The 15,781-nt window shown below is 42.4% G+C and carries 14 protein-coding genes; 4 read left to right on the plus strand and 10 right to left on the minus strand.

What is annotated here, in order from left to right; translation table 11 throughout:
- Positions 1-68 precede the first annotated feature (68 nt).
- The 7 genes from GQS54_RS18510 to GQS54_RS18540 form a co-directional block, all read right to left on the minus strand.
- Positions 69-500 carry a DUF3859 domain-containing protein gene (locus GQS54_RS18510; protein WP_166425410.1) on the minus strand — a complete coding sequence of 144 codons (432 nt, stop codon included), beginning with the start codon at positions 498-500 and terminating at the stop codon, positions 69-71.
- Positions 501-541: 41 nt separating this feature from the next.
- Positions 542-1,201 carry a glutathione S-transferase N-terminal domain-containing protein gene (locus GQS54_RS18515; RefSeq protein ID WP_166425411.1) on the minus strand — a complete coding sequence of 220 codons (660 nt, stop codon included), beginning with the start codon at positions 1,199-1,201 and terminating at the stop codon, positions 542-544.
- Between the two features lie 11 nt (positions 1,202-1,212).
- Positions 1,213-1,821, minus strand: a complete 609-nt coding sequence (locus GQS54_RS18520; RefSeq protein ID WP_166425412.1) for a glutathione S-transferase family protein — start codon at positions 1,819-1,821, stop codon at positions 1,213-1,215.
- Positions 1,822-1,869: 48 nt separating this feature from the next.
- Positions 1,870-3,747, minus strand: a complete 1,878-nt coding sequence (locus GQS54_RS18525; RefSeq protein ID WP_166425413.1) for an ABC transporter substrate-binding protein — start codon at positions 3,745-3,747, stop codon at positions 1,870-1,872.
- 178 nt (positions 3,748-3,925) lie between these two features.
- Positions 3,926-4,357 (minus strand): DUF4112 domain-containing protein, encoded by a 432-nt coding sequence (locus tag GQS54_RS18530; RefSeq protein ID WP_205967827.1) that lies wholly within the window; start codon positions 4,355-4,357, stop codon positions 3,926-3,928.
- A complete protein-coding gene (hemH, locus tag GQS54_RS18535; RefSeq protein WP_166425414.1) occupies positions 4,357-5,439 on the minus strand; it encodes a ferrochelatase in 1,083 nt (360 codons plus the stop codon). Before hemH ends, GQS54_RS18530 begins: the two co-directional genes overlap by 1 nt.
- A gap of 132 nt (positions 5,440-5,571) precedes the next feature.
- Positions 5,572-7,170 carry an AbgT family transporter gene (locus tag GQS54_RS18540; RefSeq protein ID WP_166425415.1) on the minus strand — a complete coding sequence of 533 codons (1,599 nt, stop codon included), beginning with the start codon at positions 7,168-7,170 and terminating at the stop codon, positions 5,572-5,574.
- 211 nt (positions 7,171-7,381) lie between these two features.
- Between GQS54_RS18540 and GQS54_RS18545 the strand changes: the two genes are divergently transcribed.
- Genes GQS54_RS18545 through GQS54_RS23310 form a run of 4 tightly spaced genes read left to right on the plus strand, consistent with a single transcriptional unit; the run spans position 7,382 to position 12,375 of the window.
- Complete coding sequence (locus tag GQS54_RS18545; RefSeq protein ID WP_166425416.1) at positions 7,382-7,915, plus strand: hypothetical protein; 534 nt, start codon at positions 7,382-7,384, stop codon at positions 7,913-7,915.
- Between the two features lie 8 nt (positions 7,916-7,923).
- On the plus strand, positions 7,924-9,702 hold the full coding sequence (locus GQS54_RS18550) for an OmpA family protein (RefSeq protein ID WP_166425417.1): 1,779 nt from the start codon (positions 7,924-7,926) through the stop codon (positions 9,700-9,702).
- A gap of 16 nt (positions 9,703-9,718) precedes the next feature.
- The gene (locus GQS54_RS18555) at positions 9,719-10,222 is read left to right on the plus strand and encodes a Rab family GTPase (RefSeq protein ID WP_166425418.1); all 504 of its coding nucleotides are present in this window, start codon (positions 9,719-9,721) and stop codon (positions 10,220-10,222) included.
- Entirely contained in the window at positions 10,219-12,375 is a 2,157-nt protein-coding gene (locus GQS54_RS23310; RefSeq protein WP_166425419.1) for a bifunctional diguanylate cyclase/phosphodiesterase, read from the plus strand. Before GQS54_RS18555 ends, GQS54_RS23310 begins: the two co-directional genes overlap by 4 nt.
- On the opposite strand, the gene GQS54_RS18565 is transcribed toward GQS54_RS23310, so the two are convergent.
- The 3 genes from GQS54_RS18565 to GQS54_RS18575 all read right to left on the minus strand — a co-directional run bounded on the left by GQS54_RS18565 (position 12,332) and on the right by GQS54_RS18575 (position 15,489).
- The gene (locus tag GQS54_RS18565) at positions 12,332-13,516 is read right to left on the minus strand and encodes an acyl-CoA dehydrogenase (RefSeq protein ID WP_166425420.1); all 1,185 of its coding nucleotides are present in this window, start codon (positions 13,514-13,516) and stop codon (positions 12,332-12,334) included. The two genes, GQS54_RS23310 and GQS54_RS18565, sit on opposite strands and share 44 nt — an antisense overlap.
- Before the next feature lie 63 nt (positions 13,517-13,579).
- Positions 13,580-14,632, minus strand: coding sequence for an aldo/keto reductase (locus GQS54_RS18570; RefSeq protein WP_166425421.1), 1,053 nt, complete (start codon positions 14,630-14,632; stop codon positions 13,580-13,582).
- 95 nt (positions 14,633-14,727) lie between these two features.
- Entirely contained in the window at positions 14,728-15,489 is a 762-nt protein-coding gene (locus GQS54_RS18575) for a transporter substrate-binding domain-containing protein (protein ID WP_166425422.1), read from the minus strand.
- Positions 15,490-15,781: the final 292 nt, after the last annotated feature.

Consider the following 15,781-nt stretch of genomic DNA (forward strand, 5'->3'; position numbering starts at 1 on the left):
AGGGCTTTTTTTTTGGGGACTTCAAACACGCTTCTGGCATTACCCCAAATATTAGCTGTTTTATTTAATCAATATCCACGTTTTTTCCAAAATTGAATTTCGCCGTCGCCATGCTCTAACAGGACACTGAAGGTTTTTTCGGCTAGTACCTTTCCATCGAGTTCGATAACCATTCGCCAGTCTCCTAGTTTGTTTTCTAGGGGGGGCCAGATGGTGTCGCCTAGGTAGAAGTCCCAGTCGTTGTTATCTACATATACCTCGCCTTCAAACGGGGACATGATTTGCCCTTTATCGTCGGGAATATCGGGGTGGTAAATGCAATATGTGAGCTTTTTACCCTTGGCCTTTTTACAATTAATGATAAAACCAAATTCTATATCCAGCTCCGCTGGAATGTCGGTGGTGAAGGTTTTAATCTTGGGCAAAGCTTTGTCGTGTTCATCCCAGTGCTGGTATATGCCGTAACTCGTTATATCAAAGAACGAGCGTAATTTAGACATTACCCTGTCCTTGATATAACCATTGTTCTGCGCCAAAGGAATTACCGAGTGACAATAGCTTGCGCCCCTTGCACCAATGTTTCTTTGTCTATTTTATCGGGCACCTGCGTGCCTTTGCGTGCTAAAGGTCTTGCTTCAATGCTGTTCTTCCAGCGTACCAAGTTATCTAGACCTGAAATATCGATACCTGACCATTCATACGTGCGCACCCAGCACCAGTTTGCCATATCGGCGATGCTGTAATCCCCGGCGAGAAATTCATGTTTAGCGAGTTGATTGTCTAATACTTCGAATAATCGCCGGCCTTCTTTTTGGTATCGGTCAATAGCGGGTTGTATCTTCTCGGGAAAGTAACGATAAAATACATTGGCTTGGCCCATCATTGGCCCTACACCGCCCATTTGAAACATAAGCCACTGAATGACTTGAGAGCGCCCTTTGGCGTCACTGGGAATAAACTGACCAGTCTTTTCGGCTAAATACAACATGATTGCGCCAGATTCAAATATAGCAAAGTTGTCTTCGTCTTTGTCCACCAGCACGGGAATTCTGCCATTGGGATTGCGGGCTAAAAACGCTGGGGTTTTCTGCTCCTGCTCCATTAAGTTGATGCTGTGCACGTCGTAAGGTAATTGCATTTCTTCAAGGGCGACGGAGGCTTTCCAGCCGTTTGGAGTAGAGGAGGTATACAAATCAAACATATAATATCCTTTTACGCTTTAGCGGCTGGGCGTGCACTTATGGCATCGTACCAGCGTTGTAAATGAGTTTGCTCTGGTGCAATACGCACCTTAACTACTCGACCGAAATCGATCGCACATACGGCGGTAATATCCGCAATACTAAATTTATCACCCGCAATAAACTCATTATCTGCTAGTCGACTGTTTAAGATTTCGAGAAATTTGCTTGCGTCTTGGCCAGCTACTTTTCCGTATTCTAACACGGGTGTCATACGGTCTTTGAAGTAACCTGTAGAGTGTTGAAAGCACATACCAATTTGCATAAACAAGCCAAACTCGCACTGACGCTGCCACATATCAATTTGTGCTTTTTCAAGGGGGGTAGTCCCCATCAGAGGAGTTTCAGGATACAACTCTTCGAAGTAACGGCAGATAGACACGGATTCATAGATACACGTTCCATCATCCAGCTCTAATACAGGTACCTTTGCCATGGGGTTACGAGCGCGCATAGCAGGGCTGAGGTTTTCACCACCTTGTATATCAACCTGCACGTAATCCATCGGAATGTTTTTTTCAGCTAAGAAAAACCGCACTCTACGTGGAGTAGGTGCGGTATTTGTTTCATATATTTTCATTTCACGGCTCCAGTGTCATTTGCTGCACTAGGCAATGAACACATTTAATCAGTTATGCTGTAACCAGTAACGCTGCTTCAGCATCTGGTACTGCTCTGTAGTTTTGTATTGTTTCAGCGCATTGTTTATTAAAGGAACTAATTCCTTATGTTTATTATGCACATAGTGATACAAGGGTACAGTGATAATTGTTCTATAAGTGCTTTCGCTCAACCGCGGACTGTTATCAATGATTTCACTAGCACCGAGCACCAATAAACCCGATTCACTTTGGTTAAAGGCGGTGAATAAAGCTTCTATCGAATCATATCGCGTTAAATTTACGTGGTTTTCGTTCGCCCAATCTTTCACCACAAGCGACTCGTTCGTTACAAATATATCGCTTCCTTGAGGAAGACTGCTCGAGCACATGTCTAGCTTTTTGCACACTAAGTAAAAAGATATATTTGCTATTGGTTCAGGGATCTGTACCAGTGAAGTTGTGTGTTTTTTGTAGGCATCTACGCGCATTAGTTCACCGTCACTGCCAAAGCGATAGGAATTGAGCGATGCGTTTAAGGTAGCAAATCGAGTAACCGATATGTGATAGCCAAGCTTCTGATAGATATCTTGCATTAAATTGGAGGCAAAAAATGTTTCTTTTAAACCCGTTACCGAAGAAAAATACAGTTGTGGTAGCTGCTGAGTATCCATATGGGGGGACATTTCATAGCTAATTTTGGCTCCATTGATGATACCTTTAACCAAGGGTTCGCTATTATCTTCATAAATACTTTTTGCAAAGCTTCTAGCTGCATTTAATGCGACTTTTGCTTCTGCGTCCCTATCGAAGAACTGTACCAATGTTTCTGAGGCTGCCAGAGATTCAGCAGATATCTTCATTCTTTCACTCGGTATATATTGAGAAACGCTATCAGTAGTCACGGGTAACGAATCTAAATCAACAGCCATCGACGTGTTGTTTTTTAACAGAAATCTAAGTAAGTCAGTCAGTTGTGATTTATTTTGAGCTGAACGAGGAACGACCCATAACTCTAAAGGGGCAACCTCACTAAAATTATCTTTCCTTGCTTTAGGAAAAGGAAAAAAGCCAATGTTTACTGATTGTTTGCTGTCAATTACACCCTCTGCAAATTGCCCCATAAGAGTCATGGCCGCTTGTTTACTCTCAACCACCTTAATGACTTGCTGCCAGGTCCAGCTACGCTCAGGGGCGAAAAACCATTCCTTTCCGAGCAATTGACTAAATTGACTAACTAAATTTGCTGCATCTTTTGGGGCGACCGGACTTCGGTTTATGAGCTGCTGACGAAAGGCTTCCCCTCCGACATCTATTGATAAGTAATCTAACCACGCGAGTAATGGCCAACTTTCTTGAACGGCTTGAACCAAAGGAACAGCCCCCTGCCCTTTTATTTTTTGGCACAAGGCAACAAACTCACTCCACGTCTTTGGCGGATGCACATTGAGTTCTTTGAAAACAGATTTGTTATAATAGAAGCCCCAACCATATTGGGCTAAAGGTAGGGCATAGGTGCCAGTCTTATTTGTTACGCTACTTAAAACTGCAGGTTGAAGCGCCTTTTGAAACTCAGCTCTGGGCAATAATGAATCAATGGGTTGAATAACGTCTTGAGCAATAAGCGATCGCAAACGTTGACCACCCTGCCAATAAAGAAGATCGTATTCACCTGTTTCTAACCAACTAGGCAATAAACGTTTAAAGTCTTTATCGTTGTAGAACGCCAGTTTAATACGAAATTTGCTGGATTGTTTTTCAAAGTCATTAAATACCTGACGATAAACGTCAATTTGACGTTCGCTTGTGGTCAGCACAGCAACGGATAGAGTCTGCGCGGCCGATACATTTGCAGAAATGCCTATGCTGCAGTATAAACCCCAAACAAATAAAACGATCTTCATCATAAGAAAGGTATCCCTGCCCTGCAAGATATAAACACTGCAATCAGAACCACAGCTTTATACTGCAAAGTTATTCCTCAACCAAAATAGGTATTCGAACCTAATTCTAGGTACTTCGATGTGACTTTAACATTAGACCAAAGGTGATTTATTCACCCCTGAGGCTTAAAGTTAATTAACTTTAGTCTGACTCATCGTGTTTAGCGGTTGCTTGCCACGTTTGCAGGTGTTCTTCCGCCTGTATTTTTAATGTTTTGTGGTGAGTCTTTACCCACCAACTTTCCAATAGCCTAATATTTTTACGGTTGGCTTTGTAAAAAATATCACTTATATCGCCAACAAAAGGGATCAAGCCAATCAGAAAATCAAAAATAGCGTTACGGATCATCGCTATTAGCAGTGACTTAGGGGCGCCCATCTGGCCTGCTAAATGAACGATATGTGCTGAAAGTGCCATACCGACCATATCACCTAATCCAGGGATTAGGCCGATTATTCCGTCTAAACCAAAGCGAATTTTGGTAAAAGGTATCGCTATAGCAGAATCAAGAATATGCGCCATTTTCTGTGCTTTTCGTAACGCTTTAGGGGCTTTTAAATCAGTAGTGGCCATTATTTATTGCTTCCTAACTCAGTGGCTAATTCAGCACTTAATTTTACATCTCGTTGAGGCAACTCCCATCCGGCAAGATTTTTTTCTATCAACTGACTCAGAGCATTAATATGCTGTGGATGGGCATTTAACGCTTCAATATATTCATAGCGCTCACCACCCGCTTGCAGAAAATAATCTCTATTTTCGATGCCAATTTCTTCGATAGTCTCAAGACAATCCGCTGAAAAACCAGGGCAAATCATTTGTACCGATTTGACGCCTTGCTCAGGCAACGCCTTAAGAGTGTGATCAGTATAAGGTTGCAACCATTCTTCTCGGCCGAAGCGAGATTGAAATGTCACCATGTATTGTTCTTTAGCCAAGCCTAATTTTTCGGCTATTAAGCGCGAAGTTTTATAACACTCACAGTGATAAGGATCACCAGAGGTTAAATAACGCTTTGGTATTCCGTGGTAGGTAAAAATAAGCCTATCAGCACGACCATTAGAGGCCCAGTGAGACTCAATACTTTTAACAACGGCGTCAATATAGGGGGCAAAGTCGTGATAATGACTGATAAAACGCACATCCGGTATCCAGCGGGTTTTACGAAGAACGTCTCCTAAAGCGTCAAACGTGGAGCCATTTGTGGCACCGCTATACTGAGGATAAAGTGGCAATACCAATAATTGTCGAACGCCTTGTTCGAGCATATTTTGCGTGACCGATTTTATCGACGGTGAGCCGTAACGCATAGCAAAGTCCACGATAACTTTGTCACCGTATTTTTCTTTCATGCTTAGGGTCAGCGCCGTAGCTTGGTCTTGAGTATGAAACATCAACGGTGAACCACGTTCTGTCCACACGGTGCTGTATGCATGAGCAGAGCGCTTAGGTCGAATATTTAAAATCACTAGGTTCAGTATCATCCACCAAATAAGTCTAGGTATCTCTACTACCCGTGGGTCGGATAAAAACTCACGCAGGTAACGTTTTAATGCTCCCTTTTCAGGGGCCTCAGGAGTACCGAGGTTAGTGATCAGTACACCAATTTTATCTTCTTGCTTGTGGGTAAATGTTTCATTAGAGAGATACTTCATATGTTTACTCAATTTCGATTAATCAATAAATCTGTGCAACGAGTACGTCGTAAAATAACTATCGGACTTGTTGCATCTTTAATATATCCGTTACTCTGGGTAATATAGCCGCAACTGCGGGCAATACAGTCGTTATCCCGGATAGTAAGTGGCAGCCCCAGGCCCTACAGGCATGCCGAATATAAATACCCAAAGATAAAATAGCACGGTCCACCCCACCATAAAAACCAAACTATATGGCAGCATAGTGGCAATGAGCGTTCCCATACCGAGATTTTTCTTATACTGAGCAGCAATGGCTAATATCAGCCCAAAGTAACTCATCATAGGTGAAATAACATTGGTCACCGAATCACCAATTCGATATGCAGCCTGAATCACTTCCGGTGAAAAACCGACCAACATCAGCATAGGTACAAAAATGGGTGCCGTAACAGCCCACTGAGCTGACGCACTGCCAAGAGAAAGGTTTACCATACCGCACATTAAGATGAAGAATATAAAAACGCCTGGGCCATCAAGCCCAATGGTCTGAATTAGCTCAGCGCCCTTTACTGCCAATACTGTACCTAAATTCGTCCAATTAAAAAATGCCACAAATTGAGCAGCAAAAAACACCAGCGTAATATATAAGCCCATCGCTCCCATACTTTTTGACATCGCATTAATCACATCTTTATCATTGTTCATGGTGCCGGCCACTTTCCCATATACGAAGCCAGGCACAGCGAACGTGACAAAGATGAATGCCACGATACCCTTTAGAAAAGGTGAACCTGCAATGGCACCTGTTTCTGGATTACGCAAAATCCCGTTTTCTGGCACTATGGTTAACGCCAAAAGAGCACATAACAATGCGAAGCTTACCCCTGCCCAGCGCAAGGCTTTTTTCTGTTGAGCGCTAGGCGCAGTCATCTCTTGCTTATCGAGTTCAATAGACGCTTCACTCGGGTCATATACGCCTAAGCGAGGCTCAACAATTTTTTCAGTAACAAATGCCCCTAATCCGGCAATGAGAAACGTACTGATAAACATAAAGTACCAGTTCACTTCTGGGCCAACAATATAATCTTGATCGATCATATGTGCTGCCGCTTCGGTAATTCCAGATAACAGAGGGTCAACCGTTCCTAATAATAGGTTGGCACTGTATCCACCTGATACACCCGCAAACGCCGCCGCTAAACCCGCTAGCGGATGGCGACCCAAAGAATGAAATATCATTGCTGCCAGCGGTATTAATACCACGTAACCTAGCTCAGAAGCCGTATTAGATAAAATACCTGCTAATACGATTACTACTGTCACCATGCGCTTCGACGCATTCATTACCATGGCGCGCATTGCGGTTGATAATAAACCTGAATGCTCGGCAACAGAGACACCCAGCAATGCTACCAATACGGTGCCAAGGGGCGCAAAACCAGTAAAGTTAGTGACCAAGTGGGTGACAATTCTTTGCAACCCTTGTGCATTTAACAGTGATACAACTTCTATCATGCCATCGGGCGCACGCCCTTTTGCATCAATGGGTCTTGGGTCAATTACGCTAACATCAAAATACCCTAAGATACCGCTGAGAACGACAATCGACATGGCTAATATTGCAAACAAGGTAATCGGATGAGGGAGTAAATTCCCCAACCATTCGACTGTTGCTAAAAATCGTGAAAACCAGCCTGACTGGTTTTCACGGTTCTCTTTATTTTTCTGTACGTTAGCGTCTTGCAAACCAACTCCTTAATTATTCTTACCCATTTTCACGGTTACCTACCCATAGTACCTAATTCATTAGGTAAGCGTTAGAGTTCACTATTTACCGGTGTTAAATTAGTCACAACGCCTATTTTTTGATAAAAAAGTGTTTGTATATCAGGCAGAACACTTTATTGTTAAAGAAAAAAATTAGGCTTTATATTGTTGCTGCCAAAAGGAAATTCAGATGACAGATAAGCAATCCCCAGATAAAAAAGACACGCAATCACCGACTACTGAATTAGCGCAGCTTCGACAAATTATTTTTGGTGATGCGCAAAATAATCTTGAGCAAAAAATAGACCAGCTCGGACACAGCTTGCAAACTCAACTCAAGCATCTCGAACAGCAAACTTCTCGTCAGTTTTCGCAACTCCAAGGAGCACTGGAAAGTCATGTGCATCAGTTAGAAGACAAGCTCCTAAACGCAGACAAAGACCAAGATGCCAAAGCAAACGAATTATTCACGTTAAATAAGAACTTATCATCTGAGCTCGAAATGGCAGAAGCGGCGAACAAGCAAGAAACCGATGAGTTACATAAGCGTATTGATCACGATCTAAACGCCTTATCAGCGAAGTTCTCTGAGCAGTTAAAACAAGCGCTTGCGCAGTTAACGCAAGTATCAAATGATTTAAATTCCTCCAAAACCGATCGCAAGACTCTGGCTAAGTTGCTTGCGACTGTTGCCTCCAATTTGGAAACTGGCGATGACGAGTAACCTCTATCATGTCGTCTCAAGGAAGTAACAACGAGCATGAACAAGAACTGCAACTTCACGCGTTGCGGCAAATTATGTTTGGTAAAAATAATCAACATCTCTGTGATGCTTTACGAAAAAATGCTAAGGAAATTGTCAGCGACGTATTTTCAGAAGCCTTAAAGGATCGTCAAGATAAAGACGGTAGCGTTAAGAAGGTTATGGCGCCGCTGGTTGATAAGTCAGTCGAATACTCGGTCACCAATCGAAAAGAACAATTTGTAGGCTATTTATATCCCATAGTTGGCAGTGTGGTGCGAAAATCAGTTACCGCATTTTTAAGTGAATTTATAGAACGCACCAATCAATTACTCGAAAATAGTTTGACTATTAAGGGTATTACTTGGCGTATAAGAGCACGTCAGGCAGGCGTCCCTTACGCAAACTACGTTGCCAGTCAAACCTTTAACTACCGTGTTGAACAAGTTTTCTTAATCCATAGAGAGACCGGTCTACTGCTTAGAAATGTGTCATATAATCAGCAATATTCAGAGGATGCCGATCTTATGTCCTCTATGCTAACGGCCATAAATGACTTCGTATCTGACTCATTTAAGCCCAATATAGATGGCCTTGAACAAACGCTAAGTATTGTAAAAACCGACGATTTCACCTTAGTGCTAAAAGCCGGGCCCAGTGCAGTTTTGGTTGCCGCGGTAACGGGCAATATGCCGCAAAAAATAGCAGATCAACTTCAACTGACCATAGAAGAGCTCCACAGCCTATACGAAAAGCAGTTGCTTGAATTTGAAGGCGACGCAGCCCCATTTGCAGATTGCGACCAACAACTAACGGACTGCTTAGTATCTGAACTTAAGGAGACGGTAAAACAAAAAAAATCTAAGCCGTGGATGGCTTGGAGCATTTTACTGTTTATTACTTTTGGCCTGAGCTATTACGCTTATAAATTGTGGCTAGTTCAAGATTATGTACAACGAATTCAAGCAATTAATAAGCAGCCTGGCGTTATGCTAGTGCAGTTAGAAAGAAATGGCATACAGCAGATTAAACTGGATGTATTGCGCGACCCAAGCGCGACCCCCATCAATCAATGGCTTAGTGAGCATAATGTTCCTGAAAAAATTATTAGTTTGACCGAAAAATCATATTTATCATTAGAGCCGCAAATAGTCCAAGAACGGGTAAACGCTGTGGCTGCTCAGTTTGCTGGTATCACAGTTGTCGAAAAAGATGAATCCATAGGGCTAATAGGTAAGCTGAATCCAAAGCAATTTAATGAGCTCAATCTTGCTCTAAGCAAATTACCTGGATTAACCAATATTCAAAATATAATAGAAGACGTTGAGATAGTTGAGGCAAGTCGCCCAGAACAAGTGAGCATTGATAACAGTGCGGGTATCAATGCTCTCATCCAACTAAAAATTGGTCAAATCAACAGTACGGCAATCGAGTTCACTATCGACAGTATTGAGCTGAGTCCTCAAGCCCAAGAAAAACTGAGCGCTGTTACTGCACAAGCAAAATCCTTACTAAGGCTAGCCAGTAAAGTCAGACTTGACGTAAACTTTTTGCTTATGGGTGCGAGTGACAGCAAGGGCTCCCAGTCCTACAATGAAATGTTAAGTGTTAAGCGTGCCCAAGCCGTAAAAGATGTCATACAAAATAATGGAATACCTGCCGATAAACTGAATGCTATCGGTATCGGCGTAATCGATTTACCTGCTGCGGGCAATGGTACACGCAAGGTTTTGTTTAACGTCATTACAACTCAAGCCTCACAGCAGTAATGGACAATAGATAGTTATGATCCAGAAAAAAATATGTTTACTAGGCGCCTCAGGAGTCGGAAAAACAAGTCTCATCAAGCAATATGTTGAAGGGATCTTTTCTGAAAAATATCTGACTTCAATAGGGGTCAAAATTGACAAAAAGCTCGTTGTATGTGAAGACGATTCTGTACAGCTCATGCTGTGGGATATAGAGGGAATTGATCGTTACTGCGGTTTTCAGCCGAAATACATTCGCGGCGCTTCTGCCCTTATTATAGTAGTCGACCATACTCGCTCACAATCCTTGGTTGAAGGGATAGAAATTTTTCGATTAGCCCGGGATGTGTCGGATATTCCAGCTATATTGGTCATCAATAAATCAGATCTCAATACTGCGTGGCACTGGAGCGACGAAGAATTATTGGACTTGTCCCGTCCGTTTAGCCATACCTTTCGCACTAGCGCGAAAACCGGAGAAAATGTGGAACAACTGTTCTCGGTTCTCGCTCAACACTTACTAAGTGAGGCTGGCCGGTGAATATATCTCTTTTTAAAACGTTAGGGATCGTTAATTGCTGCATATTCAAACGCGTGTCTATAGGCAGCTATGAAATCGTTTATGCTGAAAACGAATGGATAGATATATTGTTGCCTCACGCGCGCGATGAAAATAAGTTTATCGCTCCCTGCGGTAGTCCTTTTTTAGATGATTTTATAGCGCAGGCGGAGGAGTTTTGGGAACTCGCACATAATGGGAGAATAGAGTCTGGTATATGGAGTGAAACGATTGATGAGCAAGAGTTAAAGTTGAACGCCTATGCGACTTCAGATGATAACGACTTTTATTTAATCATCGACAACATAATGGAACAATACGACCGGCGTCAGAAAACACTTCAGTCAGCTCGTGAATTATTATTATCTAATGATAAAATCGTAGCTCAACAAGAATATATTCATCAACGTCTAGACGAACTTCTTAGTCAATCATCCACACTCAAAGATATGCAACAACCCATTACTGAAGTTATCGAAAAGACCGAGGTTGGTGTGGCCATACTATCGCCTAACCTCAAACCTGTTAGTCAGAATCCTGCCCTTTACAGTATTTTTGATACCCATTTAGCCTCTGTGAAAACCGAACCTTACGAGCTAATTCTTGAATTATTTGAAAAACAATATCCTGAATTTGAACGTGTTATTAGCACTGGCAGTCGTTGGAGCGGTGAACTCTTTTGGTTGCAACCGCCAAACAGCGAAAAGTGGCTTAAATTGGCAGTATATCCGGTTAAAACAGACTTCCAAAAAATTACCCACTGGGTGTTTATAATTAGCGATATTTCTCAAGTTAAACACTTATTGCAAAATAACGAGAAGCTGACGCACTACGATGCGCTCACGGCTATTCCTAATAGGCAATATTTCTGGATGCAACTCGAGCAATCGGTCAATAATGCAGTACCGTTTTATTTGTTGTATTTAGATATTAAGAACTTTAAGCGTATCAATGAAGTTCACGGCCATTCCCGTGGCGATAAGATTATTAAAGAACTAGTTGAACGCATAGCACCTCACGTGAGTAATGGTGATATGTTCGCTCGAATTGGTGGCGGAGAGTTTGCTATTATTCGTCAAAAAACGGTTACCCAGCAGCAGTGTATCGATTTAGGTAACATTCTTATTGACGTGGCAACCCAACCATTTTATCTACCCAATGGTGCACATTGTGAAGTGGGTTTAAACATTGGAGCCGCGAGCTTTCCAAGAGACGCTGACGATGCTGAGACATTGATGAAGTTTGCCGACCTGGCTGTTTTTAATGCGAAGAAACTGGAAAAAAGCAGCGTTCAGTTTTACTCGCAAAAACTCAAAGATGCGTCACAACGAATTATTGAGCTAGAATCGGCATTACAAACTGCCATTGCTAATCATGAGTTCGAATTATTTTTACAACCGATGCTTGACCTTACCAGCGGGACCATCCTTAAAGCAGAAGCGCTATTGCGCTGGAATCGATTCGATAGTGAACGTATTGGTCCCGACGAATTTATCCCTATCGCGGAACAAACGGGTTTAATCATTCCTATTGGTAAATGGGTTATTTCGAAAGCGTGTGAGATGATAAGTACACTTAATCACAGAGGGCATAGCTGTAAACTGTCAGTCAATTTGTCCCCACGACAAGTGGGCGATAGAAATCTACTCACCTTCATTCAAACCGAAATTAGAAATCACCATATACAACCCAATCAATTGGAACTGGAATTGACCGAAGGGGTGTTAGTTGATAACTATGATAGAGTCCAATTCTTACTCACTGAAGTTAGAAAACTAGGGGTTAGTGTCTCTATTGATGACTTTGGTACTGGATACAGTTCGCTTTCCTATTTAAAGAAATTGCCGATCGATCATATCAAAATCGATCGATCTTTTGTGCAGGATTTAGTTGATGACGAAAATGATAGGGCCATTATTATGGCTATTATTGCCATGGCCCATAGTTTGAAACTGAATGTTATTGCCGAAGGCGTAGAAACAGAACTGCAGCGTGACTTTTTACAGTTAAACCATTGTAACCTTGCCCAAGGATATTTGTTTAGTCGCCCGCTTCCCTTTATGGAATTCTGCGAATACTTGAGCAACTTAACTAATCAAACGCTGATAGACCAGTCTGGGCACGACCTAAAATAAGCGCGTGTACATCGTGCGTGCCTTCATAGGTATTCACTGCTTCTAAGTTGAGTACGTGGCGAATTACATGAAACTCGTCTGATATCCCATTGGCGCCATGCATATCACGGGATATTCTTGCAATATCAAGGGCTTTACCACAAGAATTCCGTTTAATTAATGAAATAGCTTCAGGTGCAAGTGCGTTAGCATCCATTAAACGACCTGCTTGTAGGCATGCCAGTAACCCAATAGAAATTTCAGTCTGCATATCGGCTAGTTTCTTTTGGATCAATTGATTGGCTGCCAGCGGACGAGAAAACTGTTCTCGGTCTAAACAATATTGTCGTGCTTGATGCCAACAAAACTCTGCGGCGCCTAAACTACCCCAAGCGATACCAAAACGCGCTTTGTTCAAGCAACTAAAGGGACCTTTTAAGCCTTGGACATTGGGCAGCATATTTTCATCTGGCACAAAGACATCATGCATCACAATTTCACCTGTGACAGACGCCCGTAATGAAAATTTCCCTTCAATTTTAGGTGCAGACAAGCCAGGCATATTTTTTTCAAGTATAAAGCCGCGAATAACACCATTTAGCTTTCCCCAGACGACGAAAACATCTGCGATCGGAGAATTGGTTATCCATATTTTGTTGCCGTTTAATATATAGCCGCCGTCCACTTCTTGAGCTCGAGTTAACATACTAGCTGGATCCGAGCCGGAATTCGGCTCGGTTAAGCCAAAGCAACCCACCCATTGCCCACGAGCCAACTTAGGCAGGTAACGTTGCCTTTGCTCATCGCTGCCAAACGTAAAGATAGGATACATAACCAATGATGACTGCACGCTCATAGCACTACGGTAACCACTGTCAACACGCTCCACTTCTCTTGCTAGTAACCCATAACTGACATTGTTCACTTCAGCACAACCATATTCTTGAGGTAGCGTACAACCCAACAACCCAAGCTCCCCCATTTCGGACATTATGTCTCGGTCAAAGTGTTCATGGCGATTACCCATTAATATTCGGGGCATAAGCTTTTGTTGACAATATTGATGGGCGGTATCACGAATAAGACGCTCATCATCTTGCAACAACCCGTCAAGGTTAAGCGGATCTTGCCAGTTAAATTGAGATGTTGATTGTTTAGTCATATTTCCCTCAAAATCAGGTGTAATTAGAATGAACAAGGGCGATATGCCCTTCGGTACTACAAACTAAAACGGAGCTGGAAATTGTTTCAATACCTTAGCTATATCGATTTTGGCCTGTTCACTAAGGGGCTTTTTGAACGCCGCAATGTTCTCATGTAATTGCGCCATATTCGTTGCGCCTATAATGGTTGACGTAACACCATCAACATTATTACACCAAGCTAAGGCTAATTCACAGGGCGTTAAACCATGGGCCGTTGCGACATCCGCGTAACTTTTAACAGCTAACTCGGTGCTGGCTGTATCTCTGAAAATACCGTTACGTTGTTCTAACGTCCAGCGGCTTCCTTGTGGGCGTTGATTATTCAGATACTTTCCGCTGAGCGCACCGCCAGCAAGAGGTGACCAAGGCAAATAGGCGATATTTTCCGCTACGCAATGCTCTATTAGATATGGCCAATCTTTACTGTGTAACAAACTAAACTCATTTTGCATCGACACCATACGTGGCAAATTATGTTGTTTACTCAAGTTTAAGTATTGTGTCAGCCCCCAAGGAGTCTCATTTGATAATCCACAGAAGCGGATCTTGCCTTGCTCAACGCAGGTGTTCAAAGCTTGCAGAACCGTTAGCATTTGCGCAGTCTCTGTGGCGCTATCTGTATTCGAAAAATTAACCCGGCCCACCGCATGCTTGGCAAAATGCGGCGATGTTCGGTTTGGCCAATGCAACTGATACAAGTCGATATAATCTGTGTTTAAGCGCGTTAATGAATCATCTACCGCCTTTATCACCGACTCGGCCGAAATAGGGCTTCCTTGACGAATATACGACAACCCCGGCCCGACAATTTTTGACGTCAAAATAATATCTTTTCGACGCTCAGGGTGACGCCCTAACCAATCACCAATGATCATCTCTGTCTGACCATATTTTTCGCCCGATGGAGGTACCGGATATAATTCAGCGGTGTCAATAAAGTTAACGCCCTGTTCGAGGGCATATTCAATTTGCTGGTCTGCGTCTTGTTGCGTATTTTGCACGCCCCACGTCATTGAACCTAAGCACACTCGTGAAACAGATAGACCGCTGTGGCCCAATTCCGAATAATTCATTTATATTCCTTGTTTTCTGCATTAGCGGGATGGTAAGACTATTATACTGGCCAGTCCTTCTTGCGCGCGGCGGGAAATGTTATCAGATATTACCGTCAGTTATTTTTCATTACCCTGGGTGACTCAGATGACTTGTATAATCTATATAACAAATCAGGTTGGTATAAGTCTTCGATCCCCTTGGTTAGTTCGGGGATTACATCTTGATGTGCTGATTTTTTGGAAAAATGAAACCAATTTGAATTTTCGGCAAGCAACAGTGGTGTACCAAAATCTTGTATATTTGCCCCTAACGCGATTAGGTTATATTCAATTCCCTGTAAAGAGCCCACCACCGCATTAACCCGATTCAATCTAAGCAAGTTAAGGCCTTGAGCATAATCACTCACTTGGAGCTTACGCAATTGAGTATCTTCATCGAAAGTCCTTGAAAAACTCGCTCCGCGAATGACAGCAATATGATTTAGCAACAATAATTGATTATAAGTAGATAGATTTCGGCCCATTTGGGGTAAAACAATAACCTTCGACTTTGAGATAGGCCCTATAAAGGTTACATAGTCGTTTAACTGGGCGTTGCGGAATATAACGGCTCCATCTAATGTCCCTCGTTGAACGCCAGCAATCACCCTAGCGTATGGCCATAGCACTATTTCGAATTGAATACCCGTTTTGACGCTTAACAAATCAAGGTAGCGTACGACTGAACCTGTTAGTTGACTTTGCTTGTTAACGTAGGCAAATGGCGCAAATCCAGGCACGCCTACTTTCAACGTAATCGCGGATGGAAGTGTTTTGGCAACAAGCTGAGCTGAAAAACCGCAAAAAAGAATGCACAACAGTAACCACTTAAACATTTTTCATCACTAAATTGTCGCTCAAAATTAAGGTTATTCATTATTTATGATTCACTGAAATTAATAATACCCAACCGATAAACGAAGTACAGTAAAACCTAGCTGCTATCGCAACCCAGATTAATATTTAAGTATTTGAATGCATACCTCGAGTTAGTCGACGAGGTATAAATCAACTTTTACGCCAAATTTAGTGTCAAACACTTTTCATTAGACATAAAAAAAGGCCACCGAAGTGACCTTAATGAATTCTTAATCTAAACGATTATAGAATTTTAGATACAACACCAGC

It is taken from the genome of Paraglaciecola sp. 20A4, from assembly GCF_011378905.1.
Lineage (GTDB): Bacteria > Pseudomonadota > Gammaproteobacteria > Enterobacterales > Alteromonadaceae > Paraglaciecola.